The sequence below is a fragment of the Delftia sp. PE138 genome (assembly GCF_018320755.1).
In the GTDB taxonomy this organism is placed as follows: domain Bacteria; phylum Pseudomonadota; class Gammaproteobacteria; order Burkholderiales; family Burkholderiaceae_C; genus Comamonas; species Comamonas tsuruhatensis.
This window is the reverse complement of record NZ_JABEPN010000004.1, coordinates 376197-395182: the sequence shown is the minus strand read 5'-3', so window position 1 is coordinate 395182 and position 18986 is coordinate 376197. Positions and strand designations below refer to the sequence as shown.

The window sequence follows — 18986 nt, the reverse complement described above, 5'->3', positions numbered from 1 at the left end:
GCCGCGCCTGCAAAGGCATCCGTGCATCAGGTGTCCACATGCCAGCCATGGGGATGAAACGGGAACAAGGTGACTGCCAGCAAATGCTTTTTGCGCTGCCGGCACAGGCCTTGGCTGCCCCCGCAACGGTAAACAAGTCAAGGCGTTCCATGCCTGTACCGCCAGACTCCGCAACCCTGCGGAGGGGCGATGACAGGCTGTCACTGGTTCATGGCGTGGTCTGCAACATGCAGCTTTTCGCGGGTGGATTGGGAAGACGGGGCGCTGGGCGCAAGGCATGTCCTTGCGCCGCTTGTGAGCCCGGAGACCGGCCTGCTGCGTTTCGCGCCCGCTGAGCGGGCGCTTTCTTGACTGTCTGCGGGGTGCGGATGGCAATGTCCTGCACCCTATCCTTGCACGCTGGCTGGAGAGGCGGCAGTGCCTTGCTTTCGCATCAGGCGGTCGAAGACCGATGTTCGAAATGCATTCCTCCCTTTCCTGCGTTCCCAGCACCCGTGCTGCCGATTCCCTTTGCCTTCGGCTGAGCCCGCTGGCCCTGGCCTGCGCCTTCCTGTCCGTTCCTGTGCAGGCACAGACTGTCCTGCCCGAAGTGCAGGTCACCGGCCAGGCCGAACGCATCGGCCAGCAACTGGCCCAGCCTGCGCGCTCGGCCAGCCATACCGGCGTCTCCAACCAGGAAGTGCCTGCCAGCGTGGATGGTGTTTCTGCCGAGCAGATGCAGGAGCGCGGCGACTACGCCCTGGTGGACGCCGTCACGCGCACCGTGGGCCTGACCTCCAGCAGCACGCCGGGCAACGGCGGCCTGTCCTTCAGCAGCCGTGGCTTTGCGGGCGTGAACTCCGTGGGCGTGGCCGAAGACGGCATGGTGCTGGGCGTGGCCGCCGGCACCACGGCCTATCCCGGGGACAGCTGGGGCTACGAGCGCATCGACGTGCTGCGCGGCCCGGCCTCGCTGATGTATGGCAGCGGCACCATGGGCGCCACGGTCAACGCCATCCGCAAGCAGCCCAGCCGCACCAGCTCGGCCGAGGTGCTGCTGGGCGCGGGCACGGACGACACGCTGCGCCTGGGCCTGGGCGTGACCGGCGCCCTGGGCGCCTATGCCAGCTACCGCATCGACAGCTACACCGCGCGCAGCGCGGGCGAGCGCGACCTGGACCAGTCGCGCAACGGCAAGTTCATGAGCACGCTGCGCTTGGAGCCCACGAGCGACCTGCAGATCGACCTGATTGCCGACCGCAGCGTGCAAAAGCCCAGCCGCTACTGGGGCACGCCGGGCCTGGACGGCAAGGTGGTGGAGTCCCTGCGCGACCGCAACTACAACGCCGAAGACAGCGTGCTGCGCTATGCCGACGAGCGCCTGCGCGCCAAGGTGCAATGGAAGGCCAATGACTGGTTGACGGTGCGCAACGAGCTGTACCACGTGCAGTCGGACCGCCACTGGCGCAACATCGAGGCCTACGCGCTCAACCCCGCCACTTGGACCGTGGGCCGCTCCGACTACCTCGAAATCCTGCACGACCTGGAGCAGACCGGCAATCGCCTGGGCCTGAACGTGGACCGGGGATCGCACAAGATCGCCATGGGATGGGAGGCCGCACGCATCAACCTGCGGCTGTCCAACAACTCGCCCTATGGCGGCTCGTCCACGGTCTCGGCCTGGGACCCCGTGCATGGCAGCTGGGCCAGCCCCGATGTCACCAAGGCCAAGACCGAAACCGGCGTGACCCAGCATGCGCTGTACCTGGAAGATGCCTGGCGCATCAGCAACCGCTGGCTGGCCATGGCCGGCCTGCGCCGCGATGTCTACGACTTTGCCAGCCACTCGCTGGTGGGCGGCACGGATTTCAACAAGACGCTGGCCGCCACCTCCTGGCGCCTGGGCCTGACCTATGAGCTGGCCCGCGACACCCATGTCTATGGGCAGATCAGCTCGGGCCATGATCCCGTCAACAGCTTGGTCTCGCTGAACCTGGCCAACACGGCTTACAAGCTGAGCAAGGGCCACCAGGCCGAGATCGGCATCAAGCAGCAGGTGGCAGGCGGGCGCGGCGAATGGACGCTGGCCGTGTTCGACATCAAGAAGGACGACATCATCACGCGCGACCCCGACCGCCCGGCCATCTCCATCCAGGGCGGCAGCCAGTCCTCGCGCGGCGCCGAGGTCACTGCCAACTTCCAGGCCACGCCCGCCCTGCGCCTGGAGGGCAACCTGTCCTATGTGGATGCCCAGTTCGACAAGCTCATCGAGGCCGGCGGCAACCGCGCCGGCAACCGCCCGCAGAACGTGGCCAAGACCACGGCCAACCTCTGGGGCCACTACCGCGTGGGCGCCTGGCAGGCCTCGCTGGGCCTGCGCTACGTGGGTGACCGCTTTGGCAACAACGCCAATACCGTGAACCTGCCCGCCTACACCGTGGCCGACGCCGCGCTGAGCTGGCAGGTGGACCCTCGCACCACCCTGAGCCTGATCGGCCGCAACCTGGCCGACAGGGTCTATGTGGGATCGAGCTACGGCAGCCAGTTCCTGGTCGGGCAAGGCCGCCGCTTCGAGATCGCGGCCCATATCCGGTTCTGATGGCCATGGCGCGCTCCAAAAGCCTCCACGGCCTGTGCGCTGGCGCCCTGGCGACCACCCTGCTGCTGGCCGGCTGCTCGCGCAGCGATTCCGGCACCACCAGTGAACTGCCGGCACCGGCTGCCGCACCGCAGGCGGCCGTGACCGTCAATGTCTGCGGCAGACCCGTGACTTACGCCAACGCACCGCTGCGCGCCGTGACCCATGACGTGAACATCACCGAGATGTTTCTCTTTCTGGGCCTGGGCGACCGGCTGGTGGGCTACAGCGGTATCACGCAGGCCAAGCAGATCGACCCGGCCTTCCAGGCCCAGCTGGCCCGCGTGCCGCGGCTGGCCGAGCGCGAGATGAACCTGGAGGCCATCCTGGGCGCCTCGGCAGATTTCGTCTTCGGCGGCTGGAGCTACGGTTTTCGCCAGGGCCAGGTCACGCCCGAGGTGCTGCAGCGCCACGGCATTGCCTCATATGTGCTGTCCGAATCGTGCATCCGCGTGGGGCCGCGCAGCCAGGTGGCGCTCGAAGACGGCCTGACCGACCTGCGCAACCTGGGCCGCATCTTCCGCATTGACGCCCATGCCGAGCAACTGGCGCAGGGGCTGGAGCGCGACCTGAAGGACCTGCGCGAGCGCATGCAGGGCGTGCGGCAGCGGCCTTCGGTCTTTGTCTACGACAGCGGCCAGGACATCCCCGTGACCGTGGGCCGCTACGGCATGCCGCAGGCCATGATCGAGGAAGCGGGCGGGCGCAACATCTTCGACGACATTCCCAGCAACTGGCCCGCAGGCAACTGGGAGGACGTGGTGCAGCGCAACCCGCAGTGGATCGTCATCATCGACTACGGCCAGCCCCATGCCCAGGGCAAGATCGACTTCCTGCTGGCCAAGCCCGAGCTGGCCGGCGTCGATGCCATTCGCGAAAAGCGGTTCTTCGTCATGACCTATGCCGAGGCCACGCCCGGCCCGCGCAACGTCGCTCGGGCCCGCGCGCTGGCCCAGGCCCTGCACCCCGACCGCGTGCCGGCGACCGCCCATGCCGGGCACTGAGGCACGCACCCGCTGGCACAGCCGCCCGGGCGCTGCCCGCGCCTGGTGCCTGCTGCTGTTCGCGGCCCTGTTGCTGGTGATGACGCTGGCCATCACCTGGGGGCCCGTGGACATGCCGGCCGGCACGGTCTGGCGCATTGCCTGGAGCCGGTTGCTGCAGGCGCTGGGCATGCAGCCGCCGCCGCTGGAGGGCATCACGCCGCAGCACCAGCAGATCGTCTGGCTGATCCGCATGCCGCGCGTGCTGCTGGCGGCCCTGGTGGGCGCGGGGCTTGCCGTGGTGGGCACCATCATGCAGGCCATGGTGCGCAATCCGCTGGCCGATCCCTATCTGCTGGGCGTGTCCTCGGGTGCGTCGGTGGGCGCCGTGGCCGTGCTGGCCTTCGGTGCGCTGGCCTCGGCCGGCATGTACGCCCTCACGGCCGGGGCCTTTGCCGGGGCGCTGGCGGCCACCGTCGCCGTCTACCTGCTGGCGCGCTCCCAGGGCCGCATCCATGCCACGCGGCTGATCCTGGGTGGCGTGGCCATCGGCTATGTGCTGGCGGGCGTGACCAGCCTGATCACCCTGTCATCGGGCCAGCGTGACCTGGTCAATGCCCTGCTGACCTGGACGCTGGGCAGCCTGGCAGGCACGCAGTGGGAGGAACTGGGCATTCCCGCCGCCGTGCTGGCTGCGGGAATGCTCTGGCTGGGGCTGCAGACGCGCCCGCTCAACGCCCTGCTGGCCGGTGACGAGGCCGCCGCCACGCTGGGCGTGGACACGGCACGGCTGCGGCGCGCACTGTTCCTGGCGGTGTCGCTGCTCACGGGCACCATGGTGGCGGTCAGCGGCGCCATCGGCTTTGTGGGGCTGATCGTGCCGCACGCCGCGCGCATGCTGGTGGGCACGGACCACCGGCGCGTGCTGCCCGTGGCCGCCCTGGCCGGCGCCCTGCTGCTGGTGCTGGTGGATCTTGTCGCGCGCACGGCCTTTGCGCCCATGGAACTGCCCGTGGGCGTGATCACCTCGCTGATCGGTGGACCCTTCTTCGTCTGGATGCTGGTGCGCCAGCCGGTGCAGGGAGGGCGCGGCCCATGAAGCTGCAAGCCCAGGACCTGTGCTGGAGTGCCGACGCCCGGCGTGCCGACGCCCGGCGCATCGTGGACCAGGCCAGCCTTGCCCTGCACAGCGGCGAATGCGTGGGGCTCATCGGCCCCAACGGCAGCGGCAAATCCACCCTGCTGCGCATGCTCTATCGCGTGCTGCGCCCCGACGCGGGCTGCGTGCTGCTGGACCAGCGCGACATCCGGGATATGACGGCGCGCGAGTTCGCGGCCCAGGTCTCGGTCCTGGCGCAGGAGGCGCCGCAGAGCTTTGACTTCACCGTGCGCGAGGCGGTGATGATGGGCCGCATCCCCCACCAGTCCCCCTGGGCGGGCGACAGCGCCGAGGACCTCGCCTGCATGCGGCAGGCGCTGGCCCAGGTGAATGCCCTGGCGCTGGAGGAGCGGCGTTTTTCCAGCCTGTCCGGCGGCGAGAAGCAGCGCGTGCTCGTGGCCCGCGCGCTGGCCCAGCAGCCACGGCTGATGCTGCTGGACGAGCCCACCAACCACCTGGACATACGCCATCAGCTGGAGTTGATGTCACTGGTCCGGCGCCTGCAGATCAGCAGCATCGTCGCCCTGCACGACCTCAACATCGCCGCCCACTACTGCGACCGTCTCTATCTCATGGAACAAGGCCGCATCGTTGCCCATGGCACACCGGCCCAGGTACTGACCCCGGCCACCATCGGCCAGGTCTACGGCGTGGCTGCCGAGGTGGACATCCATGCCGCCACCGGCCGGCTGCGCATCAGCTTCATTCCCGATGAACTCCTCTGAAACATCCATTCCGCCCGGGCCCGACGCCGTGATCGTGCTGGGCCGTGGCGGCACGGGCGCAGCCTCGCGCCAAAGCCTGATCGAACTGGCCGATGCCTTGCGCCAGACGCTGGAGCCGGCCTGCAAGGTCGTCACATCCTTCGTGGACAAGGCCGCACCCTCGCTGCCCGAGGCGCTGCAGCAATGCCTGCCGGCGCGCTCCATCGTCGTGCTGCCCCTGTTCTCGCCCGACGAGCCTGCCCTGCTGCGCTGGCTGCACAAGCTGGCCATGCGCTGGCGCTCGCAACTGCCGGACCAGACCGTGCAGGTGCGGTTTGCCGACCATCTGCTGGGCGCTGCGGCCATGCCCGCGCTGCTGCTGTCTCAGATGGCCCAGGCCCTTCAGGCCCCCGACATTGCCGAGACCGCTGGCGACCAATGGCAGCACGATCCCCAGGCCTGGTCCCAGGTGCCGGACCACCAGCACCACGCCCTGGTCTGCACGGGACCGCGCTGCACCGCCCTGGGCGCCGTGGCCGTCTGGCAAAGCCTGGGCGAGGCCGTGCAGGCCAGCAGCGAACTGCGTGCCAGGCTGCGCCTGCTGCAGACCAGCTGCCAGTACCCCTGCAACCATGGCCCGCTGGCCATCGTCTATCCGGACGGCGTCTGGTATGGGCGGCTCACGGCCGAGAATGCCGCCGAAGTGATCGAAACCCATGTGCTCTCGCGGCAGGTCTGCGCGGAGCACCACGTGCACGGGCCAGTGGAGCTGGGGACGCAGGCTTCGTGATGTCTCAGGGCTGGGCCGCCTCCAGCTCGGCCAGCCTCACCGCCACAAAATCCCGCAACGCACGCACCAGCGGCGTGAACTGCCTGCGACTGGGTGCGACCAGGAACAGCGGCACGCACTCGGTCGTCCAGTCGGTGCACAGCGCAAGAAGGCGGCCCCGGGCCAGGTCCTCGGCCACGTCGAAATACGACTTGTAGGCAATCCCCCGCCCGGCCACGGCCCAGCGCCGCACGGCATCTCCGTCATTGGCCACATTGCGGCCGCGCACCCGCACATGGACGGGCTCAGGTACGGCAGCCCCCTGCCCTGCCGGCCAGAAGGTCCAGCGGTCGTGCACTTCCTCGCCCAGCATGAAGCACAGGCAGTCATGTCCGGCCAGGTCGTGGGGGGTGGCGGGGGCGCCACGCTGCTGCAGATAGGAGGGCGCGGCGCAGAGCACGCGGCGGTGCGTGTCCGACAGCGGCAAGGCCACCAGGCTGGAATCCTGCGGCCTGCCATAGCGAAATGCCGCGTCCACAGGCTCGCTGTAGACATTGGCCGCGCGGTCGGACAGGTGCAGGCGCAGATCCACGCCTGCGTGCTGGCTCTGGAACTCGTCCAGCCAGGGCATGAGCACGTTGCGGCCCAGGTCGGAGGGGGCGGCCAGTTGCAGCGTGCCGCGCAAAGCGGCCTGGCCGCCAGCCAACTGGTCGCGCACCTGGCGCAGGCCGGCCAGCGCGGGGCGGCAGTGCTCCAGAAACAGCTCGCCCTCCTGCGTGAGCCGCAGGCTGCGCGTGGAGCGCACGAACAGGGTCACGCCCAGCTCTGCCTCCAGCCGCTTGAGCGCTGCGCTGGCCGCAGCCGGCGTCAGGTCCAGGGCACGCGCCGTGGCCGAGAGGCTGCCGCTGTCTGCGGTGCGCACGAAGATATCCAGGTCTTGCAGGCTTTTCATGGGCATTCGCCAGGCTTTGATTTTCAAAAACTATTTGAAGCTTAGTCCAACGAGAAAGCCATTTGTCGCGCTTGCGCCAACTGGGCGCACGGCCTGGGATGGAAGCCGGCTTCCATCCTTTGGCAGCGGATCTTGGCGCCGCGGCAACCGTAGTATGGTTGCCGCCATGCAGCTCAAACATTTCGCCGGTGCCCTGGCTGGCAGCCTTGTGTTCGCCACAGCCACGGCAGGGGTCACCGCAGCCAAGACCCCCTCCTATCCCGATGCCGATGCCAGCGACCCCGCAAAGCTGGGCTGGATGGTGGGCTCGCCGCCACCGCCGGACCGCATGCTGCGCTTCGACGACGGCTCCTATTTCCAGTTTCCCGCCATGCGCTGGAGCGTCTCGCACTTTCGCCAGCTCATGCCCACGGTGAATGTGTCGCGCGGCCTGGCGTCTGCGGCGCCGCTGGCCCAGGCACTGCGCGACGACATCGACGAGTTGCGCTTCACGCCATTGGGTGCCAGCCAGCCCATGACCTGGCGCGATTCGCTCAAGGCCAACTACACCGACGGCATCGTGGTGCTGCACAAGGGCCGCGTGGTCTATGAGCGCTACTTCGGCGTGCTCAAGCCCGAAGGCCAGCACGGCGCCATGTCGGTGACCAAGTCCTTCGTCGGCACGCTGGCGGCCATGCTGGCTGCCGAGGGGCAGCTCGACCCCTCGCGCCGCGTGTCGGAATACGTGCCCGAGCTGGCGGCCTCAGCCTTCGGCAACGCCACGGTGCGCCAACTCATGGACATGACCACGGGCATACGCTTCAGCGAAGACTATGCGGACCCCCAGGCCGAGGTCTGGGCGCACGCGGCAGCGGGCAACCCGCTGCCCAAGGCCAAGGAATACACCGGGCCGCGCAGCTACTACGAATTCCTGCAGACCGTGAAGCCCGAAGGCGTGCACGGCAAGGCCTTCGGCTACCGCACGGCCAACACCGATGCGCTGGGCTGGGTGCTGGCGCGCGTGAGCGGCCAATCGGTGGCCGATCTGCTGTCCGAGCGCATCTGGAGCCGCCTGGGCGCCGAGCAGGATGCCTACATGTCGGTGGACTCCACGGGCACGCCCTTTGCAGGCGGCGGCCTGAACCTGGGCCTGCGGGACCTGGCGCGCTTTGGCGAGATGCTGCGCAACCGGGGCCAGTTCAACGGCCAGCAGATCGTTCCCGCAGCCGCCGTGGACGACATCCGCCGTGGCGGCGATGCGGCGGCCTTTGCCAAGGCCGGCTACAAGCTGCTGCCGGGCTGGACCTACCGCAACATGTGGTGGGTCACGCACAACGCCCATGGCGCCTTCGCAGCGCGCGGCGTGCATGGCCAGACCGTCTACATCGATCCCAAGGCACAGATGGTGATTGCGCGCTTTTCCTCCCATCCGGTGGCTGGCAATGCGGCCAATGACCCGACCTCGCTGCCGGCCTACGAGGCGCTGGGCAGGCTGCTGGCGGGGGAGCGCTGAAGGGGAGCGAATTTCCCGCATAGGCTTCGGCGGCCAGGGGGCACCGCCTGCAAGAACGCGTATTGTCAAGAAAATTTGCTAACGTATGTAGCATCTTCTTGCAATAAGTAATTCTTCTATGTTCCAGTCCCTGCGTGCGCGACTCATCGCGCTCAGCGTGGCCATCGTCACCGTGGCCATGCTGGCCCTGGCCATTGCCAACTTCCTCACGGTGCAGCGCCATGTGCTGTCCACTCTCGACGACCAGAGCCGCCAGCTCGTGAACGCCCAGGCCCAGGTGCTGGGCGAATGGGTGGCGACCAAGCGCCTGCTGACGCATACGCTGGCCCAGGCCGTCGATACGCCGGACCCGCGTGCCGTGGTCCAGGCGCTGCGCGACGGCGGCGGCTTCTCGGATGCCTACTTCGGCTACACCGACAAGCGCATGTTCTTCCTCAACGAGATGGCTGCCGACTACGACGTGACGGCCCGCCCCTGGTTCAGGCAGGCGCTCAAGGAAGGCCGCCCCATCGTGACGGCGCCCTATCTGTTTGTCTCTCCACCCGAAGTGGGCGTGACCTTTGCCGAGCCCGTGGGCCCGGCCGGCAATCCCGTCGCCGTGGTCGGCACCGACGTGCTGCTGACCACGGTGGTGCGCACCGTGGGCGCCATCCGGCCCACGCCGGGCAGCTTTGCCTTCTTGGTGGATGAGGCGGGCGCCATCGTCACCCATCCCGATCCGGCACTTACGCTCAAGCCCGTCTCCGCACTCTCGCCCCAGTTGGGTGCCGACGCCATCCAGGCCCTGCCCAAGGCGGACTCCGGCATGCGCACGGCCGTCGGCGGCAAGGACTTCCTGCTCTACGGCCAGGGCGTGCCCGGCACGAACTGGCAACTGGTGGTGGCCGTGCAGCGCGACGAGGCGCTGTCCGCGCTGGGTTCGCTGCTCAAGGTGTCGGGCGCCATCGTTGCCATTTCGCTGATCCTGGCGATTGCGCTGCTGGGCGCCGTCATTGCCCGCGTCACGCGCCGGCTGGCCGTGGTGCGCGATGCGCTGGAAGACATCGCCTCGGGTGACGGCGATCTCACGCGCCGCCTGTCGGTGCAAGGCAACGACGAACTGACGCAGATTGCGCGCGCGTTCAACCACTTCACCGACAAGATCGCCTCGGTGCTGGTGCGCATCCGGGAATCGTCCGAGACCGTGCGCCATGCCTCCACCGAAATCGCCAGCGGCAACCAGGACCTGTCGGCACGCACCGAGCAGCAGGCCAGCTCGCTGGAGGAAACCGCTGCCGCCATGGAGCAGCTCACGGCCACCGTGCAGCACAACGCCGAGAATGCGCGCCAGGCGCGGCAACTGGCCAGCAGCGCCTCCGACATCGCCACGCATGGCGGCACCGTGGTGGACCAGGTGGTGCGCACCATGGGCGGCATCGAACAGTCCTCGCACCGCATTGCCGACATCATTGGCGTGATCGACTCCATCGCATTCCAGACCAATATCCTCGCGCTCAACGCCGCTGTGGAAGCAGCCCGTGCCGGTGAGCAGGGCCGCGGCTTTGCCGTGGTGGCCTCTGAAGTGCGCACGCTGGCCCAGCGCAGCGCCACGGCCGCCAAGGAAATCAAGGCGCTGATCGATGACTCCGTGGGCCAGGTCGATGCCGGCAGCCGGCTGGTGCAGGACGCAGGCGCCACCATGGGCAAGGTGGTGGAAAGCGTGCAGCGCGTGACCGCCATCGTCACCGAGATCAGCAATGCCAGCCAGGAACAGAGCACGGGCATTGCCGAGATCGGCACGGCCGTCAGCCAGATGGACCAGTCCACCCAGCAGAACGCGGCCCTGGTCGAAGAGGCCACGGCCGCCGCCCAGTCGCTGCAGCAGCAGGCCGCGCAACTGGCGGATGTGGTGGCGGGGTTTCGGCTCCAGTCCTGACCGGGCCCAGCCAGGGGCGCAGGCCCTGACTGCTAGCCCCGCCTGTCCTTGAGGCGCGTCATGGAGCGGCGCGCCGCAGACAGGCTTGCGCGCCGGCCCACGGGCAGTCCAGCACCCGCCTCGGGCACGGCCGCACCGGCCAATCGCTGCTGCGCCTGCAGCAGGCTGCGAAGGTCCGCTGCCCGCTCCTGCGCCAGGGCGGCCGCATTCTGGGCGGTCTGCAGCTGGGAATGCAGGCTCAGCTGCTCCTCCTCGCTCTTTTCATAGCGGCTTTGCATCTCTGCAAGGCGGGTCGCTGCCTTGCGCTCCTGCTCGGTGGCGGCCTTGCGCGCGGCCGCCAGTTCCTGCCGCGCACGATCCACCTCATTGAGCATGTGGCGCTCATTGCCCGCGTACTGCTCGGCCATGCGCTGGCGCTCGAGCGCGGCGGACTGCATTTCCTCGCCATGCTTTTGCTGCAGCGCCTCGCGCTGGCGGGCCGCTTCGGCCAGCGCATCGCGCATTTCTTCCAGGCGTTCGTCGCGGTCCTGCAGCTGCTGCTGCATTTCATCCAGCCGGCGCGACAAGTCCTGCGACTGGGCCTGGGCCACTTGCAGGGCCTGGTCCATGGCCTCTTTCTGCGCTTGCATGGACGCCTCGCGCCGCGCCATTTGCTCCTGCTGCTCCTGCAGCTCGGCCTGCGTGGCCTGTGCCGCTTCCTCCCGGGATTGCAGGGCGGCGCGGGCAGCCTCCATGGCCTCTTCCTGGGCGGCGTCCCACAGCTGCTGCGCCAGGCGCTGAACGGGATCGGGCACCGACGACGGCAGCAGTTCGCCCTGCCCTGCCGCCACGCCCAGGCGCTGGCCCAGCGTGGCAAACCAGGTCTCCAGCATGGGGCTGACGGTATTCGGCGAGCCCCGGCCAATGTGCTGGCGCACGCGCTCGATGGTCGGCCGCAGGCCCTGGGCGATCAAGGCGTCTGCCGCGGCCCAGACATCGGCTTCCTGCACGCCACGGGTGGATGTTTTCTGCATATCGTGAACTATTTCCAAGATTACCAACGATAAGAGGTTGTTATCGTGAGTTATTTTAACTTTGTGTAATACATCATATGTTAGATGTATTAAATATTACATATGAAATTTTCATACAGTATGGATGCGCACATTACACGGATTTGTGGCGCAAAAAGGCCGCTCCTGGTCGCTGGAAAGTGAACTTTGCGTCGTGCCGATCGCTGCAGGCCCGCAAGGGATTGCCCGGGCGGCGTCGGGCGACAATCCATGGATGCGCACCGGCCCTTTTTCGCTGACCTCCCGACCTCAGCCCCTGGACGACATCCAGGAAGGCAACGCCCTGCCGTCCGCCGGCCTGGAGCCTGCTGCCCGGCAGGCCGTGCGCGAGCTGATGCACGAGGGCGAATCCGCCAACACCAGAAACAGCTACCAAAGCGCCATGCGCTACTGGTCCGCCTGGCATGCGCTGCGGTTTGACCGGCAGATGCAGCTGCCGCTGGATGTGGCCTGTGTGCTGCAATTCATCATTGACCATGCCCAGCGGCAGACCGGCGCGGGCCTGGCCAGTGAAATGCCGGCGCACATGGACCGCGCCCTGGTCGAGGCCGGATACAAGGCCCGCGAAGGCCCCCTGTCGCACAACACGCTGGTGCACCGCATGGCGGTGCTGTCCAAGGCCCATCAGGTGCATGGACTGGCCAACCCCTGCCAGGACGGTGCGGTGCGCGAGCTGATGTCGCGCACGCGAAAGGCCTATGCGCGGCGCGGTGAAGGCCCCGCCAAGAAGGATGCGCTGACGCGCGACTTGCTGGAGCAATTGCTGGACACCTGTGACGACAGCCTGCGCGGCCGCCGCGATCGCGCCCTGCTGCTGTTCGCCTGGTCCAGCGGCGGGCGCCGCCGCTCGGAGGTGGCCGGGGCCGACATGCGCCACCTGCGGGCCGTGGGGCCGCAGGAATTCATCTACACGCTGGCCCACTCCAAGACCAACCAGTCCGGACGGGACGCACCCGAGAACCACAAGCCCGTCACCGGGCGCGCGGCCCAGGCGCTGGCCGATTGGCTGCGTGCCGCCGCCATACAGGAAGGGCCGATCTTCCGGCGCATCCGCAAGGGCGGCCATGTGGGCGAGCCCCTGTCGCCGGCGGCCGTGCGCGACATCGTGAAGCAGCGCTGCGCGCTGGCGGGCGTGGAGGGAGATTTCTCGGCGCATTCCCTGCGCTCGGGCTTTGTGACCGAGGCCGGGCGCCAGAACGTGCCCCTGCCCGACACCATGGCGCTGACGGGGCACAGCAGCGTCAATACGGTGCTGGGCTATTTCCGTGCGGATTCCGCGTTGAGCAACCGTGCGGCCAGGCTGCTCGATGCCGGCGACGACGATGCGGCCGCCGCCGCGCAAGGCAGCGGCCGGCCGCAATCCTGAGTCGCTGGCTCAAAAGAGCTCAAACTCTCAAAAAGCTCACTCCTGTACCGAGGTCCGCGTGCCGCTCAGGCCCAGCTTGCGCAGCAGCGTGGTGTCGGCCTCCACATCGGGGTTACCGGTGACCAGCAGCTTGTCGCCATAGAAGATGGAATTGGCGCCGGCCATGAAGCACAGGGCCTGCACGGCGTCGCCCAGTTGCTGCCGGCCCGCCGACAGGCGCACGCGCGCCGTGGGCATGGTGATGCGGGCCACCGCGATCACGCGCACGAAGTCCAGCGGATCGACCGGCTCGCTGTCCGCCAGCGGCGTGCCGGGCACGCGCACCAGGCTGTTGATGGGCACGGATTCGGGATGGGGGTTGAGATTGGCCAGCTGGGCGATCAGGCCCGCGCGGTGCACCGGCGCCTCGCCCATGCCGATGATGCCGCCGCAGCACACGCTGATGCCTGCGCCGCGCACGGCCTTGAGCGTGTCCAGGCGGTCCTGGTACTGGCGCGTGCTGACCACGTCCTGGTAGTACTCGGGCGCGGTGTCCAGGTTGTGGTTGTAGTAGTCCAGGCCCGCTTCGCGCAGCGACTGCGCCTGGTGGGGCTGGAGCATGCCCAGCGTGGCGCAGGTCTGCATGCCCAGGCCCTTCACGGCGCCGATCAGCTCGTTCATCTTCTCGATGTCGCGGTCCTTGGGCGCGCGCCAGGCCGCGCCCATGCAAAAGCGCGTGGCGCCGGCATCCTTGGCCGCCTGTGCGGCGCGCGTGACTTCGTCCACGCTCATGAGCTTTTCTGCCTTGACGCCGGTGTCGAACTCGGCCGCCTGCGGGCAGTAGCCGCAGTTCTCGGGGCAGCCTCCGGTCTTGACCGACAGCAGCGTGGCCAGTTCGATATCGCCCGCAGGCCAGTGCTCGCGGTGCACGCTCTGGGCCTGGAACATCAGGTCCATGAAGGGCTTGTCCAGCAGTTCCTGGATGGCCTGCACGCTCCAGGCGCCTTCAAACGGCAGCGTGTCGCTTTTGGAGGGGCGTGCATGCCATTGCAGGGGGCTGCCGGCCGCAGGCTGTGCGGAGGTGGCGGAAGTCGTCGGGGTGGTGCTGCAGGCGGTCATCAAAAACTCCTCTGTGGGTCTGCTTTTTTCATTCTGATGAGCAAAAAAAGCCTTGGGAATGAAAAAGCCGGCTCCTTGGCAAAAATAGTTGCCCCATTTTCATGGCCTGCAAAAAAAGCGAACTTCGCTTATTTTTGAGCGATGTTGGTCATGTTTTGGCAGAAGTTCTTCTCGGTGACTTCTTCTTGCCGCAAGCACGCGGCCATTGGCGTTCAACATCGCTCAATTGTCCGATGAGCGCTTCAAAAGATGCGTGGACAGGCGCGGCAACGGATTCCCAATACCTGCCAGATGCCTCTCCAAAACGACCACAATGGGTGCCCGCCGTCGTCGCCACAGCGGCTTTCAGCCCTGCCGGCCTGCGGCTGAACCCGCTTCCCTCTGCTTTCGCCGCTTTTGCCCAGATTTCCCTCACATGTCCCTGCGCTCCCTGGAATTTCCTACCGATCACGGCAAGCCGCTGCTGCTCTCGCGCGAGCAGCAGGCCATCCTGGCGCATGAGGGGCGTTCGGCCATCGTGGCTGCGCTGGCGGGAGTGGGCAAGACTACGACGCTGGCCTGCAAGGTGGTCCAGGCCTGCCGCAGCGGCCAGGCGCAGCGCATTCTGGTGCTGGCGTATTCGCGCTCCGGCGTGGCGGCCTTCCATCACCGGCTGCAGCAACTGGTGCGCGAGGTGCCGCCCCAGGTGCAGATCACCACGGTGGAGCGCTGGGCGGCCCAGCAGATCCGCCGCCGCGACCCGGCGGCCCGCTTTCTGGCCGACCGCGTGGCACTGCAGGCCCGTGTGCGCGAGGCACATGCCGCGCTGTGCGAGCGGCTGGCCTGGCAGCCCGACCCTTTGTTCGAGCAGCCCGGCGATCTGGATCTGGACGCCTTCTGGGACTTCAACCTCGGCGCCAAGAAGTCGTTGCTGCCCCAGCGCCTGGCCGAGGAAGGCATGGGACTGGCGAGTTTCTGCGAGGAGTATTTGCTCGACTACCGCCTGGCCTGCCTGTTCTTCGAGTACGAGCGCCGCCGCATCGATCACTGCGGCGACCCTCTGTACTACGCCGAAGGCGACTGCAGCCATGCACTGGCCAGCGACGCCCTGCAGGGCCAGGCGCTGGACCTGCCGCGCTACGACCTGGTGGTGTTCGACGAGATGCATGACCTGGACCCGGCCTCGCTGCAGGTGCTGCGCGCCCTGGTCGGAACCAGCGGCTGCGCATTCCTGGGCGCAGGCGACTTCAACCAGCACATCGAGGCACAGGCCTGGTCCGTGTTCCGCGACAAGCTCCACCAGCTCGATGATTTCCTGCCTCAGGCCACGGCCACGCTGGCGCTGAACCAGTCGCGGCGCTTCGGCCCCCAAGTGGCCAAGGCCGTCAATGCGCTGTTCAATGTGGGCCTGACAGCGGCGCCCACGCGCTTCAGCACCGTGCACCAGCTGCAGCACTCCGACGACAGCGAGTGCATTGACCAGCTGCTGCAGATCCAGGCCAGCCTGGCACGTGCCACCGAACCCTCTGCGCCGGGCGAGCCGCCTTCTGGCAGCGCGCGCAATCCCTCGCTGACCGTGATCCTGCGCCACGAGCAGGACGCCTGCGCGCTGGAATGGGCCATCCACCGCGCCGGCAAGTCCGCCAGCTTCTACGGCTTCAAGCGTTTTTACCTGCAGCGCGAGATTGCCCTGCTGCTGGGCCTTTGCTATGCACATGGCATGCAGGCGCTGTCCTGGAAGGCCGAGACCAGCGTGCTGGGCAGCGAGATCCTGGCGGCCTTTGTGGAAGGTGCGCTTTTCTACGGCAAGGGCAGCGTGGATGGTGCCGACATGGCCGATCCGTCAAGCCGCCATACGCTTTCCCAGCGCATGGCGGGCGAGATGCTGCACAACCCGCAGATCATCTGGCGCTTCCTGAGCGACCAATCGAGCCTGCAGGGCGGGCAACGCAACTTCCAGGCCTTTGGCAGCTTCTTGCAACTGCCTCTGGCGCTTCAGTCAGACGCACGCAGCCTGCTGGAGCAGGCCGATGTCTGGGGGCTGTTTGCCGGCGTGGCCCTGTCGCAGGCCCAGACGGCGGCATTGCGTCAGCGCGTGAAGGCTTTCATGGATTCGGTGGCGGGCATGACCGTGCCCGACATGCTGGCCCAGGTGGCGGCCATGGCCACGCGCTTCGAGCGTGCCGTGCGGGCCGAGCGCGGATTCGACTTCCATCTCAGCACCATCGAGGAAGCCAAGGGCAAGGAGTACGACCACGTCGCCCTGCCCTTCATGGAGCCCGGCCGCTTTCCGGCGACGGCCCCGCACGCGCTGGCCTTTCTGGAGCGCAACCGCCTGTACGTGGCCATGACGCGCGCCCGAAAAAAGCTGTGGCTGCTGGAACATGTCCAGCGGCGCGTACAGCCTTTTGCCTGAGGCGCCTCAGCCCAGCGCGGCGATCACCTCGGCCGGCGCCTGCACCAGCTCGATCAGAACGCCCTCGCCGGCAATCGGGAACTCGTCATTGCTCTTGGGGTGCAGAAAGCAGATGTCGTAGCCGGCAGCGCCCTGGCGTATGCCGCCGGGCGCAAAGCGCACTCCCTGCTCCGTCAGCCACTGCACGGCCAGCGGCAGGTCGTCGATCCACAGGCCGATATGGTTCAGCGGCGTGGTGTGGACGGCAGGCTTCTTGTCGATGTCCAGCGGCTGCATGATGTCCACCTCCACCTTGTGCGCGCCTTGGCCCATGGCCAGGATGTCTTCGTCCACGTTCTCGCGCTCGCTCTGGAAGGTGCCGGTCTGGGTCAGCCCCAGCATGTCCACCCACAGGCGCTTCATGCGCTGCTTGTCGGTGCCGCCGATGGCCACCTGCTGTATGCCCAGAACCCGGAAAGGACGCTGTTCGCTTGCCACTGTCTCGCTCCTGTTGATGTATGAAGAATCACATTGTGGAGCCAATCCGCAAGGCCGCAGCCCATCGCACAGGCGGCTCAGAATTCCCCCAGCACCCAGCCGCTGATCACCGCAAAGTACTCGCGCAGCCAGGCGTTGGCGCGGATCGTCAAGGGCGTGGGCGCACCCACGGTGAAGGCCTGGCCGTAGCCGCTGCGCTCGGCTATCCAGCCGGCGCGCAGGGTGTGGAAGTCGCTGGTGACGATGGCGATTGCCGCCTGCGGCTCCACCCCGCGCGCCTGCAGCAGGGGCAGGCTCCAGGCCAGGTTCAGCGCCGTGCTGGTGCTGCGTTCCTCCATCAGCAGGCGCTCGGGCGGCAGGCCGTGGCGCTGCTGCAGATAGCGCGCCATGATGGCGCCCTCGCTCTCGCTTTCCCCAAAGTCCACCCCGCCGCTGGTGAGCACCAGCGCCTTGGGCTGGCGGGCGGCCAGCTCGGCAGCGCGGTCCAGCCGCTGGGCCAGCGTGAGCGACGGCTGGCCGTCACGCGTGGCACTGCCCAGCACCACGATGGCCTGCACCGGCTGGTCCGGTGGCAACCCGGACGAGGCGGACAAAAGGTGCACCCAGAACACCGGCAGGCTGACCAGCCACATCGCCAACGCCGTCCAGCCCAGCCACCATGCGCGCCGAATCCATGCACTGGCGCGCAGCCTGCGCGCAATGGCCGCGCGCCAGAAGCTGCACGCCATGAACAGCAGGCCCAGCACCGCTGGCAGCGTCACGCCCAGATTGAACATGCCGCGTGCCATCAGCACCACGGCATCGCCCAGCAGCACGGCGCCAGTGATCAGGCCCAGCCACTGCAAGGCCCCCAGCCGCCGAATGCCCGCGACGGCGTTGCGGCCGGGCACTGGCCCGGGCGCGGCAGAGAGCTTGTGCAACAAGCGTCCTCAGTTCCAGCGCTGGTTGGGGCCGCCGGCGCAGGACCACACGATGACGGGCTGGCCCGGCCGGGCATTGCCGCCTTCGATGTCCAGGCACTTGTTGGCAAAGCGGCTGCGGATCTGTCCACGGCTCCAGTCCCATTTCTGGTTGGGCTGGTTGCGGCATTGCCAGGCGATCACGCGCGCGCCATTGCGCGTGCTTCCGTCGGCGACGTCCAGGCACAGGTCGCCCACGCGCATCTCGCCATCACGCGTCAGCGTGAAACGCTGGTTTTCACCGCCGCTGCAGTGGTACACGATGAGGCCGTTGCCCGGGCGCAGGCCACCCGACACATCCAGGCACAGGCCGTTCTGGCCCCGCACCTCCCGTCCGCCCCACGACGGGTAGCCGGGCTGCTGGCCCGGGTAGCCCGGATAGTGGTCATCGTTCCATTGCTCGTCGCGTTCACGTTCGCGGTCCTTGTCGCGCTTGTTCGCCAAAATGGCGGCGCCGGCAATGGCTGCCACGGCGGCACCGGCGATCCATGCGCCCGTGTTGTCGCTTCCGCCTTCCTGGCCCTGCGCGCCCTGGGGCAGGCCGGTCAGGATGCGAAAGCGCCCGCCGCAGCCACCCTTGACCCACATCTCCCGGCGGCCCAGGTCATAGCCCCAGTTCTGGTTGTAGCTGCAGTTGCCCGCCAAGGTCTCGATCAGTTGGACCTGCTGCGCGTCGTCGGGCAGGCTGTAGGTCTGATAACGACCGTTGGACATGAGCTGCACCGTCTCTTCGCCTGCATGCGCAGGCAGAACCGGCAGGATGAAGCTGCTGGCCAGCAGGACGGAAATGCATTTATTGATTTGCATGGGATTTCTCGGGCTGCGTTGATCTGAGGGGCGGCCGCATTGCGCACGGCACTCGACTGCGAGCCCAGCATGAACCCGGCTTCCCTCGACAAGCCATGGAGTTTAGCCAAGCATTTTGTAGGAACAGGGCGAAACCACACCGCACGGCCACTCATTGGCAGGCCTTCAATGATCCGGAGGCAAAAAAGGAGACGGAGGGCAGGCCGCACATGGCTTGTGCATGCATCCTGTCTCGGATTCG

Annotated in this window: 15 protein-coding genes and 1 riboswitch; of the genes, 9 read left to right on the top strand and 6 right to left on the bottom strand. The window is 67.6% G+C overall.

The window, feature by feature from the left end; all coding sequences use genetic code 11:
• The first annotated feature begins 11 nt into the window (after nt 1-11).
• Nucleotides 12-330, top strand: a riboswitch (cobalamin riboswitch).
• 121 nt (nt 331-451) lie between these two features.
• From HFGMBDPB_RS16780 to HFGMBDPB_RS16760, 5 genes are read left to right on the top strand one after another with little or no spacing between them, the layout of a single operon-like run.
• A complete protein-coding gene (locus HFGMBDPB_RS16780) occupies nt 452-2578 on the top strand; it encodes a TonB-dependent receptor (RefSeq protein ID WP_212645831.1) in 2127 nt (708 codons plus the stop codon).
• A complete protein-coding gene (locus tag HFGMBDPB_RS16775; protein WP_212645830.1) occupies nt 2578-3621 on the top strand; it encodes an ABC transporter substrate-binding protein in 1044 nt (347 codons plus the stop codon). Before HFGMBDPB_RS16780 ends, HFGMBDPB_RS16775 begins: the two co-directional genes overlap by 1 nt.
• Nucleotides 3608-4699: a FecCD family ABC transporter permease gene (locus HFGMBDPB_RS16770; RefSeq protein ID WP_212645829.1), complete on the top strand. Its 1092-nt coding sequence runs from the start codon at nt 3608-3610 to the stop codon at nt 4697-4699. Before HFGMBDPB_RS16775 ends, HFGMBDPB_RS16770 begins: the two co-directional genes overlap by 14 nt.
• Entirely contained in the window at nt 4696-5484 is a 789-nt protein-coding gene (locus tag HFGMBDPB_RS16765; protein ID WP_013802412.1) for an ABC transporter ATP-binding protein, read from the top strand. Before HFGMBDPB_RS16770 ends, HFGMBDPB_RS16765 begins: the two co-directional genes overlap by 4 nt.
• Nucleotides 5471-6253, top strand: a complete 783-nt coding sequence (locus HFGMBDPB_RS16760; protein WP_249343477.1) for a (2Fe-2S) ferredoxin domain-containing protein — start codon at nt 5471-5473, stop codon at nt 6251-6253. The genes HFGMBDPB_RS16765 and HFGMBDPB_RS16760 overlap by 14 nt, the downstream gene beginning before the upstream one ends.
• 4 nt (nt 6254-6257) lie before the next feature.
• On the opposite strand, the gene HFGMBDPB_RS16755 is transcribed toward HFGMBDPB_RS16760, so the two are convergent.
• Nucleotides 6258-7184, bottom strand: coding sequence for a LysR family transcriptional regulator (locus HFGMBDPB_RS16755; protein WP_202396615.1), 927 nt, complete (start codon nt 7182-7184; stop codon nt 6258-6260).
• A gap of 166 nt (nt 7185-7350) precedes the next feature.
• On the opposite strand from HFGMBDPB_RS16755, the gene HFGMBDPB_RS16750 reads away from it, so the two are divergent.
• Both HFGMBDPB_RS16750 and HFGMBDPB_RS16745 read left to right on the top strand, forming a co-directional pair.
• Nucleotides 7351-8676, top strand: a complete 1326-nt coding sequence (locus tag HFGMBDPB_RS16750) for a serine hydrolase domain-containing protein (RefSeq protein WP_212645827.1) — start codon at nt 7351-7353, stop codon at nt 8674-8676.
• Nucleotides 8677-8794: 118 nt separating this feature from the next.
• Nucleotides 8795-10591 carry a methyl-accepting chemotaxis protein gene (locus HFGMBDPB_RS16745; RefSeq protein ID WP_212645826.1) on the top strand — a complete coding sequence of 599 codons (1797 nt, stop codon included), beginning with the start codon at nt 8795-8797 and terminating at the stop codon, nt 10589-10591.
• A 32-nt stretch (nt 10592-10623) separates the two neighbouring features.
• Here the strand turns inward: HFGMBDPB_RS16745 and HFGMBDPB_RS16740 are convergent, their stop codons facing one another.
• Nucleotides 10624-11604, bottom strand: a complete 981-nt coding sequence (locus tag HFGMBDPB_RS16740; RefSeq protein WP_212645825.1) for a DNA-binding protein — start codon at nt 11602-11604, stop codon at nt 10624-10626.
• A gap of 253 nt (nt 11605-11857) precedes the next feature.
• Between HFGMBDPB_RS16740 and HFGMBDPB_RS16735 the strand changes: the two genes are divergently transcribed.
• The gene (locus HFGMBDPB_RS16735; protein ID WP_212645824.1) at nt 11858-13009 is read left to right on the top strand and encodes a site-specific integrase; all 1152 of its coding nucleotides are present in this window, start codon (nt 11858-11860) and stop codon (nt 13007-13009) included.
• Nucleotides 13010-13045: 36 nt separating this feature from the next.
• Here the strand turns inward: HFGMBDPB_RS16735 and bioB are convergent, their stop codons facing one another.
• Complete coding sequence (gene bioB, locus HFGMBDPB_RS16730) at nt 13046-14107, bottom strand: biotin synthase BioB (RefSeq protein WP_012205605.1); 1062 nt, start codon at nt 14105-14107, stop codon at nt 13046-13048.
• 415 nt (nt 14108-14522) lie between these two features.
• On the opposite strand from bioB, the gene HFGMBDPB_RS16725 reads away from it, so the two are divergent.
• Nucleotides 14523-16502, top strand: coding sequence for a UvrD-helicase domain-containing protein (locus HFGMBDPB_RS16725; protein WP_212645823.1), 1980 nt, complete (start codon nt 14523-14525; stop codon nt 16500-16502).
• Nucleotides 16503-16508: 6 nt separating this feature from the next.
• Here HFGMBDPB_RS16725 and HFGMBDPB_RS16720 read toward each other — a convergent pair whose 3' ends face one another.
• From HFGMBDPB_RS16720 to HFGMBDPB_RS16710, 3 genes are all read right to left on the bottom strand, one after another.
• Nucleotides 16509-16979 carry a VOC family protein gene (locus HFGMBDPB_RS16720; protein WP_043791915.1) on the bottom strand — a complete coding sequence of 157 codons (471 nt, stop codon included), beginning with the start codon at nt 16977-16979 and terminating at the stop codon, nt 16509-16511.
• A gap of 77 nt (nt 16980-17056) precedes the next feature.
• A complete protein-coding gene (locus HFGMBDPB_RS16715) occupies nt 17057-17899 on the bottom strand; it encodes a YdcF family protein (RefSeq protein ID WP_212645822.1) in 843 nt (280 codons plus the stop codon).
• 9 nt (nt 17900-17908) lie between these two features.
• The gene (locus HFGMBDPB_RS16710) at nt 17909-18745 is read right to left on the bottom strand and encodes a lectin (protein WP_212645821.1); all 837 of its coding nucleotides are present in this window, start codon (nt 18743-18745) and stop codon (nt 17909-17911) included.
• Between the last annotated feature and the right edge of the window lie 241 nt (nt 18746-18986).

What these genes read in the sequence shown, in the direction of transcription:
- HFGMBDPB_RS16780 (WP_212645831.1), top strand. Translation starts at nt 452, where the DNA reads ATGTTCGAAATGCATTCCTCCCTTTCCTGCGTTCCCAGCACCCGTGCT.
- HFGMBDPB_RS16775 (WP_212645830.1), top strand. Translation starts at nt 2,578, where the DNA reads ATGGCCATGGCGCGCTCCAAAAGCCTCCACGGCCTGTGCGCTGGCGCC.
- HFGMBDPB_RS16770 (WP_212645829.1), top strand. Translation starts at nt 3,608, where the DNA reads ATGCCGGGCACTGAGGCACGCACCCGCTGGCACAGCCGCCCGGGCGCT.
- HFGMBDPB_RS16765 (WP_013802412.1), top strand. Translation starts at nt 4,696, where the DNA reads ATGAAGCTGCAAGCCCAGGACCTGTGCTGGAGTGCCGACGCCCGGCGT.
- HFGMBDPB_RS16760 (WP_249343477.1), top strand. Translation starts at nt 5,471, where the DNA reads ATGAACTCCTCTGAAACATCCATTCCGCCCGGGCCCGACGCCGTGATC.
- HFGMBDPB_RS16755 (WP_202396615.1), bottom strand. Translation starts at nt 7,184, where the DNA reads ATGAAAAGCCTGCAAGACCTGGATATCTTCGTGCGCACCGCAGACAGC.
- HFGMBDPB_RS16750 (WP_212645827.1), top strand. Translation starts at nt 7,351, where the DNA reads ATGCAGCTCAAACATTTCGCCGGTGCCCTGGCTGGCAGCCTTGTGTTC.
- HFGMBDPB_RS16745 (WP_212645826.1), top strand. Translation starts at nt 8,795, where the DNA reads ATGTTCCAGTCCCTGCGTGCGCGACTCATCGCGCTCAGCGTGGCCATC.
- HFGMBDPB_RS16740 (WP_212645825.1), bottom strand. Translation starts at nt 11,604, where the DNA reads ATGCAGAAAACATCCACCCGTGGCGTGCAGGAAGCCGATGTCTGGGCC.
- HFGMBDPB_RS16735 (WP_212645824.1), top strand. Translation starts at nt 11,858, where the DNA reads ATGCGCACCGGCCCTTTTTCGCTGACCTCCCGACCTCAGCCCCTGGAC.
- bioB (WP_012205605.1), bottom strand. Translation starts at nt 14,107, where the DNA reads ATGACCGCCTGCAGCACCACCCCGACGACTTCCGCCACCTCCGCACAG.
- HFGMBDPB_RS16725 (WP_212645823.1), top strand. Translation starts at nt 14,523, where the DNA reads ATGTCCCTGCGCTCCCTGGAATTTCCTACCGATCACGGCAAGCCGCTG.
- HFGMBDPB_RS16710 (WP_212645821.1), bottom strand. Translation starts at nt 18,745, where the DNA reads ATGCAAATCAATAAATGCATTTCCGTCCTGCTGGCCAGCAGCTTCATC.